Below are 19,174 nucleotides of genomic sequence, written 5' to 3' on the forward strand. Positions count from 1 at the left end.
TGCCGTACCGCTGCACCGTCGAATGCTGCTGAAAGGAAGGTTCCATGCACCGCACCGCTTCTGCTTCGTCCCGTCCGCGCCGCCGCCTGCTGGTGGCCGCGCTGCTGCTGGCCACCGCCCTGCCTGCGGGCGCCGCTGCACCGCCCACGCTGCTGTTCCACGTGGACGCCAACCAAGGACTGACCGCGGTGACGGCGCAGGGCGAGGCGGTGCCGAACTTCCGCGACAAGGCCGCCGTGGTGGACGACGGCGCACGGGGCAAGGCGATCCAGTGGGAAGATGATGGCGTGCTGGCCTGGGATGCACCCGGCAACATCCAGGCCCAGCGCGGCACCCTGGCCTTCGACTGGCGCCCGCGCTACGCGGTGGGCGAAGCACCGTTCGTGATCTTCCGCGTGGGCTATGCCGACCACAGCAGCTGGGACATGGCCTGGCTGCGCATCGACTGGAACGGCCACGGCTTCGATGCGTTCGTGACCGATGCCAACCTGGCACGCAGCCGCGTGTCGTTCCGCATGGACACGCCGCCGCGGCCGGACCAGTGGCTGCACCTGGCCTTCGCCTGGGACGAGGACCAGGGCGTGCGCCTGTTCGTCGACGGGCGCGAGGTGGCACGCACGCAGGCCACTGGCGATTTCGATGCCGCGCTGGACCAGCTGGGCCTGGCCGGGCGGGTGATGGCCCCCTACCAGGTGCAGAGCCGCTACAACTTCCTGCGCGGCAGTGATTTCCAGCACATCCGCGTGTACGACCGCATGCTGGATGGTCCCGCCGTAGCCGCACTAGCGCGCGGCCAGGCGCCGGCCAGCGCGGTGGCGTCGGCCACCGACGAACGCGCGTGGCGCCACCGCTTCGGCTGGGAAGGCGCCGCCCCGCCAGCACTGTCGGCGGCGGGCACGCGCATCCGCAAGATCGAGTTCGCCGACACCCGCGACCTGAAAGCGTGGATGTGGAAGGCCACCGACGGCATTGCCGAAACCACCTGGCCCGGCGTCTACAACCGTTCGCGCCTGCCCGGCCGCAACGACTACTTCCAGTTGCCGGACTGGAACACCTACGTCGAAAGTGGCCAGCACCTGGACCTGACCCTGCCGGTGGGCGAAACGGTGAACCGGGTGGAGATCCGCGGTGCGGCCTTCGGCACCCTGGCCCACGGTGCCGATGCCGCGCATGCCACCCAGGTGCTGGCCACGCGCGCACAGGGCGTGGTGCGTAGCGTGCAGGACATTCCCGCGCAGTCCGGCGGCGTGCTGCGCTTCAGCAATGTGGAACAGGAAACCCCGATCCAGGAAATCTGGGCCTACCACGTGAGCGAGGGCGCCGAGCCCGACGGCACGGTGAAGCAGACCTACATCATCGACAGCCAGGCCCTGCCCGACTACACCAACCTGGACGCGCTGCGCCGCTACATCGACGGCCGCTATCCGGCCGCCGAACGCAGCACGGTGATGGCCCTGCCCAAGGGCGCCGGTTCACGCCGCCGTGGCGCCGACACGCTGCCGGCGCAGCCGCGCCCGATCGTGCACGTGCTCATTCCCTCCGGCGTGGGCGATGCGCCGGCCAACCAGCCGTTGATCCGCAGCTGGGCCTACAGCTGGGAAAACATGCACGACGGCCTGGACGGCGTGGCCATCGACCTGCCCGCGCTGGATCTGCCGGCCACGCAGGACGGCCTGATTCCCCTGAACATCCGCATCAAGGATCCGATCTGGCCGGCGCGCGACATGATCGATGTCTCGGTGTCGGTGCAGCCCGGGCAGAAGCGCACGCTGTGGCTGGACCTGCGCGACCGCATCCTGACCCCCGACAGCCTGTGGCTGAGCATCGCCTCGGCGGCGCCGGGCTTCGATGCCGCCGCGCTGGATGGCGCACAGGTGCGGCTGGTGTTCAAGCCGCGTGCCGAAGCGCTGAAGGAACACGTGGCCGACCGCTTCAACCAGGTGCGTGACAACTGGGGCTTCCTGGTGGAAGAGCACACCACGTCCAAGCGCCAGCGCCTGTACGCGCGCGTGTACGCCGACCTGAGCGATCTGCTGCGGGTCGACCCCGACCACGAACTGGGCCGGCTGTACTGGAACTACATCAGCTACAACAGCCAGGGCCGCCCGCCGTTCAGCGCCCCGCAGGTGCCCAAGGGCGTGCCCGCCTGGGCGTTCCACCAGCTGCAGGACCTGGCCCACGTGCGCCGTTTCGTGGACTGGTGGATCGACGAACGCCAGGTGGCCTACGGTGATTTCGGCGGCGGCATCTCCGACGATTCCGACCTGACCCAGCAATGGCCGGGCCTGGCCCTGATGGGCGTGCAGCCGGACCGGCTGAATGCCTCGCTCACCGCCTTGTCCGATGCGGTGTACCGCAATGGCATGTTCAGCAACGGCCTGAGCACCATCGAAACCGACGAACTGCATTCCTACGAGGAAGGCATCAACACCAACAGCGCCATGCTCTACCTCAACTGGGGTGACCCGCTGACGGTGGAGCGGTTGATGGAGACGGTGAAGGCGTTCGACGAGCGCATCATCCTGCGCAATCCACAGGGCCACCTGCTGTTTTCCAGCAACTGGTTCGGCGGCAACAAGGTCTACCGCGAACCGAACTGGCAGTGGCAGAAGCCCTACTCGTTCCCGGTGCTGCACCCGGCGTTCCTGCTCGGCCAGTACAACGCCGATCCGACCGGCCGCAAGCTGGTGATCGGCCTGGCCGACGGCTACCTGGCCCACGCCGGCCGCGACGACAAGGGCCGCTTCACCCTGCCCAACGAAATCAACTGGGCCACCGGCGCCACCCGCGGCGGTGAACTGAACAACGGTTCCGGCAGCGGCGACATCATGCACACGTTCTGGGCCGCCTGGCGCTGGACCGGCGATGCGAAGTACCTGCAGGCGCTGGACTACCGCGTGGCCCGTGGCGGCCCGGGTGCGCTGGCCAACCTGGGCGAGAACTACGTGGAAGTGCTGGGCCGCCAGGAGGACTGGTACCCGCAGCTGACCGCCGATGCCAAGGCCGGCAAGACCGGCTTCGCCAGCCTGATGGCCTGGCAGGCGACCGGCGACCTGCAGTACATCGACGCACTGCATGCCGACGGTGTACAGGCCAAGGCGCAGCGCGAATACATGAACACCGAAGGCCACTGGTGGTCCGATCGCGTGGAAGCGCCCAGCGAGTTCCTGCAGCGTGCACGCCTGGGCGGCATCGCGTTGAAGCGCAACCAGAGCTGGCCCGGACACACCGTCAGCTGGCGCTTCGACCGCGACGCCGCCGCCGAGCAGGTCGCCCTGCTGGTGCATGCGCCATCGCGCGAGCGCTTCACGGTGACCAGCTACACCCTGGGCAGCCGCACCATCGCCGCGGACATGACCGGCTGGAACGTGGCCAGCGGCATCTGGCGCGTGCGCAGCGGCGTGGACGCCGATGGTGATGGGCGTATCGACGGTACACCGCGCGAGCGCACCGTGCAGTTGGAAACCAGCGTCGCGGTGCCGATGCAGTTCCGCCCCGGCCGTACCGAGATCTTCGAGTTCGAGCGGGTGAGCGCGGGTACGCCGGTGGAAACCCGCCCGGACCTGGGCATCGGCCGCGGCGATCTGCGCGTGGACGGGCGCCAGGTACACGTAACCGTGCACAGCCTGGGCCATGTTGGCACTGGCGTGGGCGTGGTCGTGCTGGAAGACGCGCGTGGCCGCGAGATCGCGCGCAGCGAGGTGCCGGCCATGGCTGCCCCGGCCGAGCTGCAGCCGAAGACGGTGGTGGTGTCGCTGCCGTTGCCGGCCGGCGACCGCAGCGGCCTGCGCGTGCGCGTGGCCCTGGCCGATGGTGGCGAGGAAGTGACCCGGTTGAACAACGTGGCCGACGTGCCGCGTTGAGGGGGATCTGATCGCCCTGGCGTTCGTAGAGTCGAGCTTGCTCGACTGCGCTTTGCATGGCGCCAACAACAGTCGAGCAAGCTCGACTCTACGAAGCAATGCAGCGCGCAGCCGGTTGAACAACGTGGCCGACGTGCCACGTCCGGCGGCACGCGGTCACGCTGCGTCGGTCTCCATCATCTTCACCCGGCGCTGGTACCAGCCCTCGCCCAACGGATCGAACACCGCACTGCGTTCCATCACGCCCTGGTACACGTGCACCGACACGGCCACGTCGTCAGCGCTGGCGTTGCGCAGCGTGTGGTACTCGTGCGGTGGAATCAGGCTGCCGGCGCTGCCGCGGTAGCCGTACAGCGCTTCCTGCGCGGCGAAGCGGTGGCGTTCGCCTTGGCATTCCAGCAGCGCATACGGGGTAACAATCAATTCACCCTGCCAGACCCCTTCCACGCACCACATGGCATCGTGGTCGTGCAGCGGCGTGCCCTGCCCCGGCCCCCAGCACATGGCGATGACGCTGTAGCCCAGGGTCGGGCTGCGGTGCAGTTCGCGACGGGCGTAGTGGCCGTCCACCGGGCGCCGTACGCAGGGTGGCAACTGGATCTGTGGATCGGCAATGGCCTCGCGCAGCACACGCTGCAGGGCGCCAGTGATCGCGCGCGGATCGGCCAAGCAGACAGCGCCGTCGATGGCCGCAAGCAGGCGCTCCCGGCCCGCAAACGGCAGTGGTGTGAATCGCTCTCCCATGACAGCCAGTCTAGGCGAGCGGGGTTAACAGAATGTTGTCATCCCGCTGCGGTGAGTGGGATGCACCCGATTGCGACAGTTATCGCCGAACATCAACGAAAATGGCGGGTCAATTACGACATCATGGCAACAGCAACGGACGCAGCGTCGGCACCTCGCGGGCCAATTCGGTCGCCACCAGGCTGGCGAACACGGCCGCGCCGTCCGCACCCAGGTGTGTGTAATCGAAGGCCCGCTTGGCCTGTCCCATCGGTTCCAGCGCGGCGTTCTGCGCCGCCGCCGTTGCACCGGCCACCGCCGGGCTGGCGCCGACCGTGGTGCCGCCCAGCGCGCTGGCCACCTGCGCCTGGCTGGCCGGTGCCTGCGCCAGCTGCATGGCCGGCACCGGCCCCAGCGCCTGCACCAGGGCGCGACTGCGCGCATGCAGGTCCACCAGCGGCACCTGCAGTTCGCGCGCCACGGTGCGCACGCTGTCGGCCCATGGCGCCAAGTCATCTACCAGCGTGCCATCTTCGAACTGGCGACGGGTGAGCGGGGTCAGCAGCACCGGCGTGGCGCCGGCGGCACGTACCTGCTGCACGTAGCGGCGCAGGTTGTCGGGGAACTCATGCTGCAGATCGGTGGACCGCCCCGGCTTGCCCGGCTGGTCGTTGTGGCCGAACTGGATCAGCACCCAGGTGGCGGCGTAGCCCGGCGTGCGCATTTCCGCTTCGACCAGCGCCCACGAGCCTTCGGCACGGTAGTTGTACGTACTGCGGCCGCCACGCGCCAGGTTCAGGCAGGCCGCGAACGAGGTCACATGGTCGGCGCAGAAGCGCGGTCCCCAGCCCCCCTGCACCGCCGTGGTGGAATCGCCGACCAGCACGATCTTGCTGGCGCGGATCGGCGTGGGCGGTGGGCGGTCACTGATCGAAGGATCCATCGCGGCCTGCGCGGTGCCGGCCGCCAGCAGGGCCAGCAGGACAGTCAGAAAGCGCATCTCAGGCAGTTCCTCGTTGCAGGAAAGGCACGCGCTGGTAGAGCTCGCGCTCGCCACCACGCGGGTCATCGGCGCCGCGGCTGTGCACGTCGAACAGCATCGTGCGCCGCTGCGGCAGGGTGTATGGCGCCCACGCCGGCAGACCGGCATGGTTGGGATCACCGTGGCGGGCGAAGGCGATCAGCGCGTCGCTCATGCGCGCCGCCAGTGCGCGCGCCTCGCTGCCGCCACCGGTGCGCGCGCTGGGCAGCCCGGCGTTGTCGAACACCAGCGGGATGTCCAGCGTATGGAAGGCGCGCAGGCGGCCGTCTTCCACCGGCGAGGGCCAGTCCAGCTGGTAGGCCCAGGTAGGCGCCGCACCGGCCGGCTGCCGTGCGCGCGCCTCCAGCTCTTCCACCGCGCCGCGCCACGAACGGCCGGCGGTGGTGGCGGCGAAGAACACCTCCGACGCCGTGTAATGCGGGTACATGTGCCGGTAGGCCTCGATCACCACCGACGGCAGCAGGTCCACGAACTGCTGCTTTTCCAGTTGCGCCGGCAGGGTGTTCCAGTCCAGCGCGAAGTTGGCCGGGTCATTGCCCAGGAACGCACGGGTCTCGTCGCGGGTGTTGCCGATCACCATCGGAATGGCCACCGACTGTGCCGGCGCCTGCGGCCAGAACGGATGCACCGGCAGTACCACCTCGTCCAGCACTGGGCCGAAGTACAGCGCCGTGTCTTCCACCCGCGACGGATCGCGGGCCCGGGTGGCGGCCAGCAGATCGGCCATCGGCACGCGCAGCAGCGCCGTCATGTCCGCCGCACCTACGCTCTGCATGGCCAGCGCCGCACGCTGCGCCGCTGCACGCGGGCCGGCCGCGGTCACCTGCTGTCCGCTCATGGTCCAGGCGCGCTGGAACAGGCCGCGCGCGGCCGGCATGGCCATCAGCGTGGCGATCTTGGCGCCGCCGCCGGACTGGCCGAACACGGTGATGTTGTCGGCGTCGCCGCCGAACACGGCCGCATGCGCACGCACCCAGTGCAGTGCCTGCACCAGATCCAGCTGGCCCACGTTGCCGGACATCGCGTAGCGCGGGTCGCCCAGCGCGCCCAGGTACAGATAGCCGAAGGTATTCAATCGGTGGTTCAGCGTGACCACCACCACATCGCCGCGCCGGCACAAGGCACTGCCGTCGTACAGCGGGTCGCTGCCCGAGCCGTTGTTGAAGCCGCCGCCGTGGATGTAGACCAGCACCGGACGGCGCGCGCCGTCGTTCAGCGCCGGGGTCCATACGTTGAGGAACAGGCAATCTTCGCTGCCCGGGCCTTCGCCGCCGCCCTGCGGTGCCGCCGCGCCGTACTCCAGTGCATCGGCAATGCCGCGCCACGGCATCTCGGCGCGCGGCGGCTGGAAGCGGTAGGCGCCGGTGTCGGCGCCGTAGCGCAGGCCACGGAACACGTGCACGCCGTGTTCGCGCTGGCCGCGCACGCGGCCGCCACGCACCCGCGCCACGACCTGCGTATCTGCGCGCGGGCCGGGTACCGCCAGCGCGGCAGGCAGCGCTGCCACCGTTGCCGTGGCCAGCGCCCAGCGCGCACTGTCACGCAGGAATCGACGGCGCTGCAGATCGTTCGGTGTGTTGTTCATCGGCTACCCCGGGGTCGGATCCCCTCTCCACCGGGGAGGGGCTCAGACCCCTCCCCCGTCTCACCCCCCGCCAGCCACGCCTGCGCCAGCGCTGGCCACAGCGCCAGTGTGGAACCGGGCGCAACGCGCATGCCGAAACCATGCCCGCCGTGCGCGAACAGATGCAGTTCGTGTTCCACCCCGGCCGCCGCCAGTGCCTGCGCCATCAGCGCGCTGTTGTGCACGCTCACCACGGCATCGTCGCCGGCATGCACCAGCAGGGTGGGCGGCATGTCCGCGCGCACCTGCTGCTGCATCGAATACTGCGCCGCCAGCGCCGGATCCGGCTGTTCGCCCAGCAGGCGCTTGCGCGAACCGCTGTGGGCGTGCGCGCCCATGTCGATGACCGGATACACCAGCACCGCCCGTGCCGGCCGCGCGCTCCGCTGATCGATGGCATCGCGTGCCGGATAGGCCGGAACATCGAAGCCGGTGGCCAGCCGTGCCGCTACGTGGCCGCCGGCGGAAAAGCCCATCACCGAGACGCTCCGCGCATCCAGCCCGCGCCGTGCCGCCTGCGCGCGCACCACGCGCATCGCACGCTGTGCATCGGCCAGCGCGGCCTGGCGGTCGCGGCCCGGCTGCGGCAGCCGGTAGCGCAGCACGAACAGCGTGTAGCCGGCACGGTCCACCCACTCCGGCAGCAAGGCGCTGTCTTCCTTGTCGATCACCACGCGCTGGTAGCCGCCGCCGGGAATCACCAGCAGGGCACGGCCATTGCTGCGCGCGGGGGTGTGCACCAGCAGGTAGGGCGCGTCCACCTGGTCGACGTAGCGGTCGGGCTGCGCCGGGTCGCGGCTGCGCTCGACCACCCGTGGCGGCCGGGGCTTCCCCTGCTCGCCGGGCACCTGCCCGGCCGGCCACAGCGCGATCTGTTCGCCCGCCAGCTCCTGGCCGGGCCGTTCGCCCTCGCGCAGTGGCGTGGCGCCACCGTTCAACGGCATGGCCAGCAGCAGACCGCACAACAACAGCACCACATGACGCAGACGCATGGCAGGCAAGGGCTCCGAAGGCAGGGAACAGCGTGCCCCAAGGCAAGGTCCGGTGGCACTTGATGCGCTGCGGCTTGCACGATGACACCGGTTTACCATATACACCTCCTGCAGACGCTGTCGATGGGCAGTGCAACAAACACAGGGAGACCGTTCTTGAGCAACGAACACGGCACACACGGGCAGACGCCGCCGCCGGACGATGCGGCCGCGATCGCCCACGCCTTCACCACGGCGCGCCGCGCCGGGCAGGCCCTGCCCGCATTCCCGGGCGATATCCCGGCCGACCTGGTCAGTGCCTACCAGGTGCAGGACCTGGCCATTGCCGCCTGGGATGACCAGGTGGTGGGCTGGAAAGTCGGCTACATCGCCGCCGAGCGCCGCGATGGGTCCGGGGACGAGCGCCTGCTGGGCCCGGTTTTTTCTCGTCAGCTGAAAAATGCTACCGGTGGAACAACGGACATCCCGATCTTCGTCGGCGGCTTCGCGGCGGTCGAAGCCGAGTACGTGCTGGAGCTGTTGGAGGACGCTCCGGCCGGACAGGTGCAATGGACGCCCGAGCAGGCCGAAGCCCTGCCCGCCCGCCTGTACATCGGCGTGGAAGTGGCCAGCAGCCCGCTGGCCACGATCAATGAGCTCGGCCCGCGCGTGGTGGTATCCGACTTCGGCAACAACAACGGCCTGGTGCTGGGCCCGGAGATCGTGGACTGGACCACGCGCGATGAAACCGCGCTGCGCGCCGAAACCTTGATCGAAGGCGAAGTGGTCGGCACCGGTGGTGCCACCCGCCTGCCGGGCGGGCTGCGCGCGGCCTACGCGTTCGCGCTGTCCCGTTCGGCGCTGCGTGGCCGCCCGCTGCGCAAGGGCGACCTGATCGCCACCGGCAACGCGACCGGCATCCATGACATCACCGCCGGGCAGACCGCGCTGGTGCGTTTCGCCGGCTTCGGCGACATTGCCTGCAGGGCCGTGCCGGCCGGGTAACCGCCAGCACGCCCCAGTGAACACGCGCGGGAGGGCGCAGATGATCACACGACGTAATTTCCTGGCCGGTGGCGCTGCTGCCCTGGCCACGCCGATGCTCGCCGCCTGCGGCCGTGGGCCGGCGGGCAGCGTGGACGGCGGCGCCCTGCTGACCGCCACCGACGTGCACGTGGCCGACTACCCCACCGTGACCGCGGTGAAGTGGATCGGTGAGACGCTGCAGCGCGAAACCAACGGCCGCCTGCGCCTGCGCCAATACCACTCGGGTCAGCTCGGCCGCGAATCGGAAGCGATCGACATGGCCCGTTTCGGTGCCATCGACATCACCCGCGTGTATGCCGGTGCGCTGAACAACGCGTTTCCGCTGACCCAGGCACTGTGCCTGCCTTATGTGTTCAAGTCGGTGGCGCACCAGCGTGCCGCGCTGGACGATGGCGTGGCCGAGGCCGTGCTGCGTGGTTTCGAGAGCCGCGACCTGGTCGGCCTGGCGATCTACGATTCGGGCGCGCGCTGCTTCTACAACACCAAGCACCCGATCGTTGCACCGAAGGATCTGCACGGCCTGAAGCTGCGCGTGGCCTCGTCGGACATCTTCATCCAGCTGATGCGCCTGCTCGGGGCCAACCCCACGCCGATGTCGCTGGGCGACACCTTCTCGGGCATGGAAACGCACATGATCGATGGTGCCGAGAACAACATGCGCAGCTTCCACTCCAGCCGCCATTTCGAGGCCGCGCACTACTGGTCGCAGAGCGATCACTCGTATGCGCCGGACGTGCTGCTGATGTCGCGGGCCAGTTTCGAGCGGCTGCAGCCCGATGACCGGCAATTGCTGCTGCACACCGCACGCGCTTCGGTGGCGGTGATGCGCGAGCAGTGGGATGCCTCTGAAAGCGCCGCGCGCCGCGCCGTGCTCGATTACGGCGTGAAAGCCAACGACGTGGACATGCCGGCCTTCCGCGCGGCCGCACAGCCACTGCTGAAGCACTACCTGCAACAGCCGGATATCGCCGCGCTGGTTGATCGCATCCGCGCTGCCTGAGGACCCTGCCATGACCGAGACGACGACGCCCGCCGCCGGGCCTGGACAGCGCCTGCTGGACCGCATTGCCGACATTGCCATCTACTGCGCCGTGGCCGCCCTGCTGGGGCTGGTGGTGGTGCAGGGCTGGCAGGTGTTCGCCCGCTACGTGATCAACGATTCGCCCAGCTGGACCGAGCCGGTCACCCTGCTGCTGCTGGCCACCGCCATGAGCCTGGGTGCCGCCTGTGGCGTGCATACCAACCGCCATTTCGGCTTCTTCCTGCTGCACGCCTACATGGGCGCCGGCCTGCGCCGCGCCGTCGATGTGCTGATCCAGCTGGTGGTGGCGGTACTGGGCGGCTTCATCGCGTTCTGGTCCACCGACCTGCTGCTGGACGGCCTGGACATCAAGGCGGCCGGCGCCAACCTGCCGCAGAGCATCAACTACCTGCCGCTGGCACTGGGCGGTGCGCTGATGGTGCTGTTCGCGCTGAACCGTGCGTGGAAGGCACTGCACCAGACGGCGGCCGATGCCGGCGCCGATGACGCTGAAGGAGATCGTTGATCCATGGGCATCACTATTCTGTTCTCCGTATTCGCCGTGCTGCTGCTGTTGGGCGTGCCGGTGGCCTACGCGCTGGCGGCCGCGGCGCTGGCCACGCTGCTGTACCTGGATATTCCGACCATCGTGCTGGTGCAGCAGATCTCGGCGGGTACCGGCTCGGCGTCGCTGATCGCCATTCCGCTGTTCATCTTCGCCGGTGAAATCATGATGCGCGGCGGCATCTCCGAACGCCTGATCGCACTGGCCTCGTCGCTGGTCGGCCGCATGCGCGGTGGCCTGGGCCAGGTCTCGATCCTGTCCTCGCTGTTCTTCGGCGGCGTGTCCGGCTCGGCCATCGCCGACGTCTCGGCCGTCGGCGGTACCATGATTCCGCAGATGGTCAAGCGCGGCTACGACCGCGACTTCGCGGTGAATGTCAGCATCACCGCAGCGCTGGTGGCGCTGTTGGTGCCGCCGTCGCACAACCTGATCCTGTTCTCGGCCGCGGCAGGCGGCGGGTTGTCCATTGCCGATCTGTTCGCCGCCGGCATCGTTCCGGCGCTGCTGATGACCCTGGCGTTGATGCTGACCGGCTACGCGGTGGCACGCCGCCGTGGCTATGGCGTGGAAGCCTTCCCCGGCTGGCGCGCGGTGCTGCTGCGCATCGTCTCCGCCCTGCCCGGCCTGGGCCTGGTGGCACTGCTCTTCGTCGGTATCCGCGCGGGCATCTTCACTGCAGTGGAAAGTGCGGCCATTGCCGTGGTCTACGCCCTGCTGGTGACCACCGTGCTGTACCGGCAGCTGCGTTGGCGCGAGTTCTTCGACACGGTGATCCACGCCGCGCGCAGCACCGGCGTGATCCTGTTCGTGATCGCCACCGCCGCCGTGTTCGGCTGGCTGCTGGCCTACCTGCAGGTGCCGACCGCGGCCGTGGACTTCCTGCAGTCGTTCGCGCACAGCCAGTTCATGGTGCTGCTGATGATCGTGGTGATGCTGCTGCTGCTGGGTACCTTCATGGACCTGGCGCCGATGATCCTGATCTGCACGCCAATCTTCCTGCCGGTGGCCAAGGCCTATGGCATCGACCCGATCCACTTCGGCCTGGTGCTGGTGCTGACCGGTGGCCTTGGCCTGGTGACCCCGCCGGTGGGCTCGGTGCTGTTCATTGGCACCTCCATCGGCAAGATCACGGTGGGCCAGAGCATGCGCACCATCTGGCCGTTCTGGTTCGCTGCGTTGGCGGTGCTGCTGATCGTCACCTTCTTCCCGCAACTGTCGCTGTGGCTGCCGGCCGCGTTGCGCGCATGATGCGCGGGCGTACGCTGCCATTGCTGCTGTGCCTGGGCGTGGCGGCCGCCGCCGCCCAGGCCGGGCCGCCGCCGGCATCGCCGGCATCACAGGCAATTCCGGTGGCCAGCTTCAACGATGGGGTGAACCACTGGCGCAGTGGCCATGCAGAGGATTACGCGCGGCTGCAGCCGCAGCAGTACCGGCAGATTGCCGACAACCTGTTGCTTCTGCAGCGCCGCTCCGGCGGCTGGCCGGTGAACCAGGACCCGCTGCGGGTGCTGGATGGCGAGGCCTGCGAGGCCGCACGCAAGGCGCAGGACGAACCGGGCGGCAGCTTCGACAACCGCACCACCTATACCCAGGTGGATTACCTGGCCGAAGCCTTCACCCGCAGCGGTGACAGCCGCTATCGCGATGCAGCGCTGCGCGGTCTGGACTTCATCCTCGACCAGCAGATCGCCAGTTGCGGCGGCTGGCCGCACTCGGTGCCGGCGCGTACCGATTACCACGACCGCATCACCTTCGCCGACGATGTGACCAGTGGCGTGCTGACCACGCTGCGGCAGGTGCAGACGGCGCCGCGATTCGCCTTCGTCGATGCCGCGCGGCGTGCACGGGTGGCCAGCGCCGTGCAGCGTGGCGATGCCTGCCTGCTGCAGTTGCAGGTGCGCCAGCAGGGCCGGCCCACGATCTGGGCGGGCCAATACGATGCCGCCACGCTGCAGCCCGCACCGGGGCGGAAGTTCGAGCTGGCCGCGCTGGTCACCGACGAAAGCGTGGGCGTGGTGCGCTACCTGATGTCCATCCCCGATCCGTCGCCGCAGACGGTGCAGGCCATCGACGGCGCGCTTGCCTGGTTCCAGGCCAATGCCCTGCACGGGCTGCGCCTGCAGACCGTGGATGCCCCGGCCGAACAGTTCGCCCACCACCGCAGCACGCAGGACCGGCAGTTGCTGGCCGACCCCGGCGCGCCGCCGCTGTGGGGCCGCTTCCACGACCTGGCCGACAACACGGTAGTGCTGGCCGACCGCCAGGGCCAGCGCCTGCAGACCTATGCGCAGGTGGGCCGCGAACGCCGCACCGGCTACCACTGGTACGGCACCTGGCCGCAGGCCCTGCTTGACCGCGATGCGCCGGCCTGGCGCGCGCGTACCGGGCACCGCGCCCCCTGAACCCGCATCCGCACCACGGAGGAACCCGATGCTGTCCAGCACCGCTCTGAAATCCCTGTTGGCCGCCACCCTGCTGCTGGCCACGCCTGTACTGGCGGAGGCCCAGCCAGCGTCCACGGCGTGGAAGCGCGGCATCGAGAACCAGCGCCAGGCCGACCTGGGCGATGGCACCTTCCTGAACCCGGTGTTCGCCGGCGATCGCCCCGACCCGTCGGTGCTGAAGGACGGCCAGGACTACTACCTCACCCTGTCCTCGTTCGACGCCTACCCCGGCCTGCCGATCTGGCACTCGCGCGACCTGGTGAACTGGCAGCCGCTGGGCCACGCGATCACCCGCAACGTGGGCGCGATCTGGGCACCGGACATCGTCAAGCACCAGGGCCGCTACTACATCTACTTCCCGGCCCGTACCGGTGAACACCGCAGCAACTTCGTGGTCTGGGCCGACAGCATCAAGGGCCCGTGGAGCGAGCCGATCGACATCGGCCTGGGTGGCTACATCGATCCCGGCCATGCGGTGGGCGAAGACGGCAAGCGCTACCTGTTCCTGAGCGGCGGCGACTACGTGCAGCTGGCCGACGACGGCCTGAGCGTGGTCGGCACGCCGAAGCACGTCTACGACGGCTGGAAATACCCGGAAAGCTGGGACGTGGAGGCCTACGCCCAGGAAGGCCCGAAGATCCACTTCCGCGACGGCTGGTACTACATGACCACCGCCGTGGGCGGCACCGCCGGCCCGCCCACCGGGCACATGGTGATCACCGCGCGCTCGCGTTCGATCCATGGGCCGTGGGTGAACGCACCGAACAACCCGATCATGCGCACGCAGTCGGCCGCCGAACCCTGGTGGTCGCGCGGTCATGCCACGGTGATCGAAGGCACCGACGGGCGCTGGTGGATGATGTACCACGGCTACGAGAACGGCTATTGGACGCTGGGCCGGCAGGCTCTGCTGGAACCGATCGAGTGGACCGACGATGGCTGGTTCGTGGCCAAGGGCGGCGACCTTGGCCAGCCGCTGCGCAAGCCTTCCGGGGAATCGGTGGGCCGCCATGGCATGGCCCTGTCCGATGATTTCCGCGGCAAGGCGCTTGGCCCGCAGTGGTCGTTCTTCAACCCGGCCCAGGACGAGTACCGGCGGCTGGGCTTCAGCGGCCAGGGCCTGGTGCTGCAGGGCAAGGGCCAGACCCCGCGCGACAGCTCGCCGCTGACCGCCATCGCCGGCGACAAGGCCTACCAGTTCGAGGTGGAGATGGACATCGCCCCGGGCGCGGTGGGCGGCGCCCTGCTGTTCTACAGCGACCGCCTGTACGTGGGCGTGGGCAGCAACGGCGAGAAGTTCATCATGCACCGCTACGGCGAAGAGCGCCCCACCCGCTTGGCGCCCAGCGCAAAGGGCGGCAAGCTGTGGCTGCGGGTGACCAACAACCGCCACATCGTCACCATCCACTCCAGCACCGATGGCCAGCGCTGGCAGAAGTACCCGGTTCAGATGGAAGTGTCCGGTTACCATCACAATGTGGCGGGCAAGTTCCTGGCACTGAAACCGGCGCTGTATGCGGCCGGCGACGGTGCGGTAACCTTCCGCAGCTTCCGCTATCGCGCGCTGGACTGAGCGCGCGCTGGAATCCCCAGACTTACCGGGTTCACTACATGTCAGTGCGCAACAAGAACGATGCCGCCACGCCGGCATTGGCGAAGGGCAAGGCCGCCACGATCAACGACATCGCGCGACTGTCGGGAGTATCGAAGAAAACGGTTTCACGGATCATCAACAACTCGCCGCTGGTGCGCAAGGACACGCGTGACAAGGTCGAGGCGCTGATGCGCGAGGTCGGCTACACGCCCGATCCGCTGGCCCGTGGCCTGGCCTTCCGCCGCTCCTTCCTGATCGGCATGGTCTACGACAACCCCACCGCGCAGTACATCGTGGACATGCAGTACGGCGCGCTGGACGCGCTGCGCGGCTCCAGCTTCGAACTGGTGGTGCACCCCTGCGACAGCCGCAGCCCGGGCTACATCGATGGCGTGCGCCGCTTCGTGCAGCAGCAGAAGCTGCACGGGGTGATCCTGGTGCCGCGTGCCTCGGAAGACCAGGCGCTGGCCGACATGCTGGACGAGATCGGCTGCCGCTTCACCCGCGTGGCCGCGCTGCCGCTGGATGACAGTTCGCAGATGGTGGTGACCCATGACCGCGACGGTGCCGCCGAAGCGGCCGATTACCTTCTGTCGCTAGGCCACCGCGAGATTGCCCTGGTAACCGGCCCCAGCGCCTACCGCTCGGCCCACGAACGCACCGCCGGTTTCATCGACGCGCTGTCCCAGCGCGGCATCGAGCTGCCGAAGGACCGCATCATCGAGGCCGGCTACACCTTCGAATCGGGCGTGGCCGCGGCCGAGAAACTGCTGCTGGGCAAGCGCCGGCCCACCGCCATCTTCACCGGCAACGATGAAATGGCCGCCGGCATCTACAAGGTGGCGCTGCGGGCGGGCATCAACATTCCGCGCCAGCTGTCCATCGTCGGCTACGACGACAGCCCGCTGGCCTCGCGGCTGTGGCCGTCGCTGACCTCGGTGCGCCGCCATACCCGCGACACCGGGCGCACCGCCGCGGCCATGCTGATCCAGCCCGAAGGCCAGGCCGCGCTGCAGATCGCCAGCGTGCGCCCGCACCTGATCGTCCGCGACTCCTGCCAACCGCCCGAGGACTGATACCGAAGGCATCAGTCCGGTAGGTCACGACCGTTTGTGGGTCACGACCGTTGGTCGTGACTCTTCAGTCCGCTATCGTGCGACGCAAAATGACACCGGTTACCAGCCTCGCTAGAATCGATCACGAACCGCGCCGGGGCCGAACCCTTCGGCCCGCCCCCTGCTCTGGAGAAGCCATGTACTGCAAGACCCACTACGCCACCCATCCCGACGCCATCAAGGGCGCCAGCAACGACCAGCTGCGCGAGCTGTATCTGCTCGACGGCCTGTTCCACGCCGGCCAGATCACCCTGAAGTACACCCACTACGAGCGCTTCGTGCTGGGCGGTGCCGCCCCGGTGGATGCCCCGCTGGCGCTGCCGGCGCAGACCGAACCGGCCTCGGCCGCCGGCCATCCGTTCCTGGAGCGCCGCGAGCTGGGCGTGATCAACGTGGGCAGCGGCACCGGCACCGTCACCGTCGATGGCACCGTGTACACGCTGGGCCCGAAGGATGGCCTGTACGTGGCCATGGGCAGCAAGGACGTGGTGTTCGCCTCGCAGGACGCCGCCAACCCGGCGCAGTTCTACCTGGCCTCGACCCCGGCCCACGCCCGTTTTGAAACCAAGCAGCTGTCGATCAAGGACGCGGTGGCGCTGGACCGCGGCGCGCTGGAAACCAGCAACGAACGCACCATCTACCAGTACATCGTGCCGGCCACCTGCCAGTCCTCGCAGCTGCTGCTGGGCCTGACCGTGCTGAAGCCGGGCAGTGTCTGGAACACCATGCCGCCGCACCTGCACGACCGCCGTAGCGAAGTCTATTTCTACTTCGATCTGGGCCAGAACGACCGCGTGTACCACTTCATGGGCGAACCGGACGCGCAGCGCCACATCGTCATGCAGAACAACGAAGCGGTGGTGTCGCCGCCGTGGTCGATCCACATGGGTGCCGGCACAAGCAACTACGCCTTCATCTGGGCGATGGGTGGCGAAAACCTGGATTACACCGACATGCACGTGCTGGACATCTGCCAGCTCAAGTAAGCCCTGCCCTGCCACCGCGCACCCGGTGCCGGTGGCCTTCGGCCTGCATCACGCAGGCCCCTACCAAGGAACGCACACGCAATGGCTAATCCCTTCAGCCTGGAAGGCAAGGTCGCTCTGGTCACCGGTGGCAACACCGGCCTGGGCCAGGGCATCGCAGTGGCGCTGGCCGCCGCTGGCGCCGACGTCGCCGTGGCCGGCATCGCCCCGCCCACCGAGACCATCGAGAAGATCACCGCGCTGGGTCGCCGCTGCCTGGCCATCGAAGCCAACCTGATCAGCATCGAGCCGGTGGAACGCGTGGTGCGCGAAACCATCGAAGGCCTGGGTGGCCTGGATATCCTGGTCAACAACGCCGGCCTGATCCGTCGCGCCGATGCGGTGGACTTCAGCGAGCAGGACTGGGACGACGTGATGAACGTCAACATCAAGTCGGCGTTCTTCATCTCGCAGGCGGCCGGTCGCCACTTCATCGAACAGGGCCGCGGCAAGATCATCAACATCGCCTCCATGCTGTCCTTCCAGGGCGGTATCCGCGTGCCGTCGTACACCGCCAGCAAGAGCGGCATCGCCGGCATCACCCGCCTGCTGGCCAACGAGTGGGCGGGCAAGGGCGTGAACATCAACGCCATCGCGCCGGGCTACATGGCCACCGACAACACCGCCCAGCTGCGTGCCGACGAAGCGCGCAACCAGTCGATCCTGGACCGCATTCCGGCCGGCCGCTGGGGCACGCCGGACGACCTGGCCGGCGCAGCGGTGTTCCTCGCTTCGTCTGCGTCGGACTACGTGAACGGCGCCGTGTTGCCGGTCGATGGTGGCTGGCTGGCGCGGTAACCCGGCAAGCAACGCACGGCGGGTGCGGACGTGCTCCGCACCGCTTCCGCACAGCAGCCGAGCATGGCTCGGCTCTACTAGGGCCTGGCCATGCGCACCCTGTTGCTGTTGTTGTTGCTGCTGACATGCACCGCCGCGCAGGCGGCGCCGGTGCGGGTGTTCATTGCCGGTGATTCCACCGCCGCCGAATACGGGCCCGAGCGCGCACCGCAGGCGGGCTGGGGCCAGGCGCTGCAGAGCTACCTGGACCCGGCACGCTTCGAAGTACACAACCACGCCAAGGGCGGGCGCAGCACGCGCAGCTTCATCGACGAAGGACGCCTGGACGCAATCGCTGCCGAGCTGCGGCGCGGCGATGTGCTGCTGATCCAGTTCGGCCACAACGATGCGAAGTTTGAAGACGCCAGCCGCTACACCGACCCGGACAGCGATTACCCGCGCCTGCTGATGCGCTACGTGCAGGTGGCGCGCGAGCGCGGCGCCACGCCGGTGCTGATCACCCCGGTGGCGCGCCTGCTGTACGACTTCGGATCGCTGCTGGACACGCATGGCCGCTATACGCAGTCGATGAAGGCCTTGGCGGCACGCGAGCAGGTCGCGTTGATCGATCTGAACGACCGCAGCACGCGCTGGATCCGCGCGCTGGGCGAGCAGGGCGCACGACCCTACTTCCTGTTCGTGCCCGAGCAGGGCAAGGCCGACGGAACGCATTTCAGCGTGGCCGGCGCCAATGCGGTGGCCTGCCTGGTACTGCGCGAGGCGGTGCCCTTGCTTGCCGATCTGAAACCGGCGCTGAGGCGCGACATCGACTGCGATGTAATGGCGCCCGCGCAGGGCGGCGATGCGGCGCGCGGCTCGCAGGTGGTGCACGAGGATGCGGTGAAGCGCACCCAGCCAGGCCCGCATGGCGGTGCCGGGCCGACCACCGCGTACCCGTTCTTCGCCGATGCAGCGGATCTGCCGTTCGTGCTGCGCAAGCGGGTACTGCACAAAGGCGCCGGCATCGGCCTGCATCCGCAGCACAAGGATGAGATCTACTACATCGTGAGCGGGCAGGGCAGTTACGTGCTGGATGGCAAGCAGCACGACGTGCGTGCCGGCCATGCGCTGCTGACACGCACCGGCAGTACGCACGCGCTGCAGCAGGTGGGGGAGGAGGATCTGGTGGTGTTGCTGGCGTACCCGCGCTGAACCGTGATACCAACACCGCATCAGTCGAGCAAGCTCGACTCTACAAGGGGGACGCCGCATCGTAGAGTGGGGGGGGGGGGGGGGGGGGGGGGGGTGGGGTGGGGGGGGGGGGGGGGGGGGGGGGGGGGGGGGGGGGGGGGGGGGGGGGCGG

General features: G+C 68.8%; 15 protein-coding genes. 11 read left to right on the forward strand and 4 right to left on the reverse strand.

Features of this window, described 5'->3' with window-relative positions; translation table 11 throughout:
* Nucleotides 1-44: 44 nt before the first annotated feature.
* Entirely contained in the window at nt 45-3,863 is a 3,819-nt protein-coding gene (locus IAE58_RS06665; protein ID WP_199933226.1) for a LamG-like jellyroll fold domain-containing protein, read from the forward strand.
* Nucleotides 3,864-4,019: 156 nt separating this feature from the next.
* Here IAE58_RS06665 and IAE58_RS06670 read toward each other — a convergent pair whose 3' ends face one another.
* The 4 genes from IAE58_RS06670 to IAE58_RS06685 form a co-directional block, all read right to left on the reverse strand.
* Nucleotides 4,020-4,607 carry a cysteine dioxygenase family protein gene (locus IAE58_RS06670; protein ID WP_199933227.1) on the reverse strand — a complete coding sequence of 196 codons (588 nt, stop codon included), beginning with the start codon at nt 4,605-4,607 and terminating at the stop codon, nt 4,020-4,022.
* 121 nt (nt 4,608-4,728) lie between these two features.
* Nucleotides 4,729-5,529: a rhamnogalacturonan acetylesterase gene (locus IAE58_RS06675; protein ID WP_233614828.1), complete on the reverse strand. Its 801-nt coding sequence runs from the start codon at nt 5,527-5,529 to the stop codon at nt 4,729-4,731.
* A 58-nt stretch (nt 5,530-5,587) separates the two neighbouring features.
* Nucleotides 5,588-7,213: a carboxylesterase family protein gene (locus IAE58_RS06680; protein ID WP_199933229.1), complete on the reverse strand. Its 1,626-nt coding sequence runs from the start codon at nt 7,211-7,213 to the stop codon at nt 5,588-5,590.
* Nucleotides 7,210-8,196: an alpha/beta hydrolase gene (locus tag IAE58_RS06685; RefSeq protein ID WP_199933235.1), complete on the reverse strand. Its 987-nt coding sequence runs from the start codon at nt 8,194-8,196 to the stop codon at nt 7,210-7,212. The genes IAE58_RS06680 and IAE58_RS06685 overlap by 4 nt, the downstream gene beginning before the upstream one ends.
* A gap of 204 nt (nt 8,197-8,400) precedes the next feature.
* Between IAE58_RS06685 and IAE58_RS06690 the strand changes: the two genes are divergently transcribed.
* The 10 genes from IAE58_RS06690 (at nt 8,401) to IAE58_RS06735 (ending at nt 19,023) form a co-directional block, all read left to right on the forward strand.
* The gene (locus tag IAE58_RS06690; protein WP_108754987.1) at nt 8,401-9,228 is read left to right on the forward strand and encodes a 2-keto-4-pentenoate hydratase; all 828 of its coding nucleotides are present in this window, start codon (nt 8,401-8,403) and stop codon (nt 9,226-9,228) included.
* Nucleotides 9,229-9,268: 40 nt separating this feature from the next.
* Nucleotides 9,269-10,270: a TRAP transporter substrate-binding protein gene (locus tag IAE58_RS06695; protein WP_199933230.1), complete on the forward strand. Its 1,002-nt coding sequence runs from the start codon at nt 9,269-9,271 to the stop codon at nt 10,268-10,270.
* Nucleotides 10,271-10,280: 10 nt separating this feature from the next.
* Nucleotides 10,281-10,817 carry a TRAP transporter small permease gene (locus tag IAE58_RS06700; protein WP_108754988.1) on the forward strand — a complete coding sequence of 179 codons (537 nt, stop codon included), beginning with the start codon at nt 10,281-10,283 and terminating at the stop codon, nt 10,815-10,817.
* Between the two features lie 3 nt (nt 10,818-10,820).
* Complete coding sequence (locus IAE58_RS06705) at nt 10,821-12,104, forward strand: TRAP transporter large permease (protein WP_199933231.1); 1,284 nt, start codon at nt 10,821-10,823, stop codon at nt 12,102-12,104.
* Nucleotides 12,101-13,258 carry a pectate lyase gene (gene pelA, locus IAE58_RS06710; protein ID WP_233614823.1) on the forward strand — a complete coding sequence of 386 codons (1,158 nt, stop codon included), beginning with the start codon at nt 12,101-12,103 and terminating at the stop codon, nt 13,256-13,258. Before IAE58_RS06705 ends, pelA begins: the two co-directional genes overlap by 4 nt.
* A 28-nt stretch (nt 13,259-13,286) precedes the next feature.
* Entirely contained in the window at nt 13,287-14,873 is a 1,587-nt protein-coding gene (locus IAE58_RS06715; protein ID WP_199933232.1) for a family 43 glycosylhydrolase, read from the forward strand.
* A gap of 38 nt (nt 14,874-14,911) precedes the next feature.
* Entirely contained in the window at nt 14,912-15,970 is a 1,059-nt protein-coding gene (locus tag IAE58_RS06720) for a LacI family DNA-binding transcriptional regulator (RefSeq protein WP_108751712.1), read from the forward strand.
* Nucleotides 15,971-16,146: 176 nt separating this feature from the next.
* A complete protein-coding gene (gene kduI, locus IAE58_RS06725; protein ID WP_199933233.1) occupies nt 16,147-16,995 on the forward strand; it encodes a 5-dehydro-4-deoxy-D-glucuronate isomerase in 849 nt (282 codons plus the stop codon).
* Between the two features lie 81 nt (nt 16,996-17,076).
* Nucleotides 17,077-17,832, forward strand: a complete 756-nt coding sequence (kduD, locus tag IAE58_RS06730) for a 2-dehydro-3-deoxy-D-gluconate 5-dehydrogenase KduD (protein ID WP_108751714.1) — start codon at nt 17,077-17,079, stop codon at nt 17,830-17,832.
* A 90-nt stretch (nt 17,833-17,922) separates the two neighbouring features.
* The gene (locus IAE58_RS06735) at nt 17,923-19,023 is read left to right on the forward strand and encodes a GDSL-type esterase/lipase family protein (protein ID WP_199933234.1); all 1,101 of its coding nucleotides are present in this window, start codon (nt 17,923-17,925) and stop codon (nt 19,021-19,023) included.
* Nucleotides 19,024-19,174 lie beyond the last annotated feature (151 nt).

Source organism: Stenotrophomonas sp. S49, assembly GCF_016624905.1.
In the GTDB taxonomy this organism is placed as follows: domain Bacteria; phylum Pseudomonadota; class Gammaproteobacteria; order Xanthomonadales; family Xanthomonadaceae; genus Stenotrophomonas.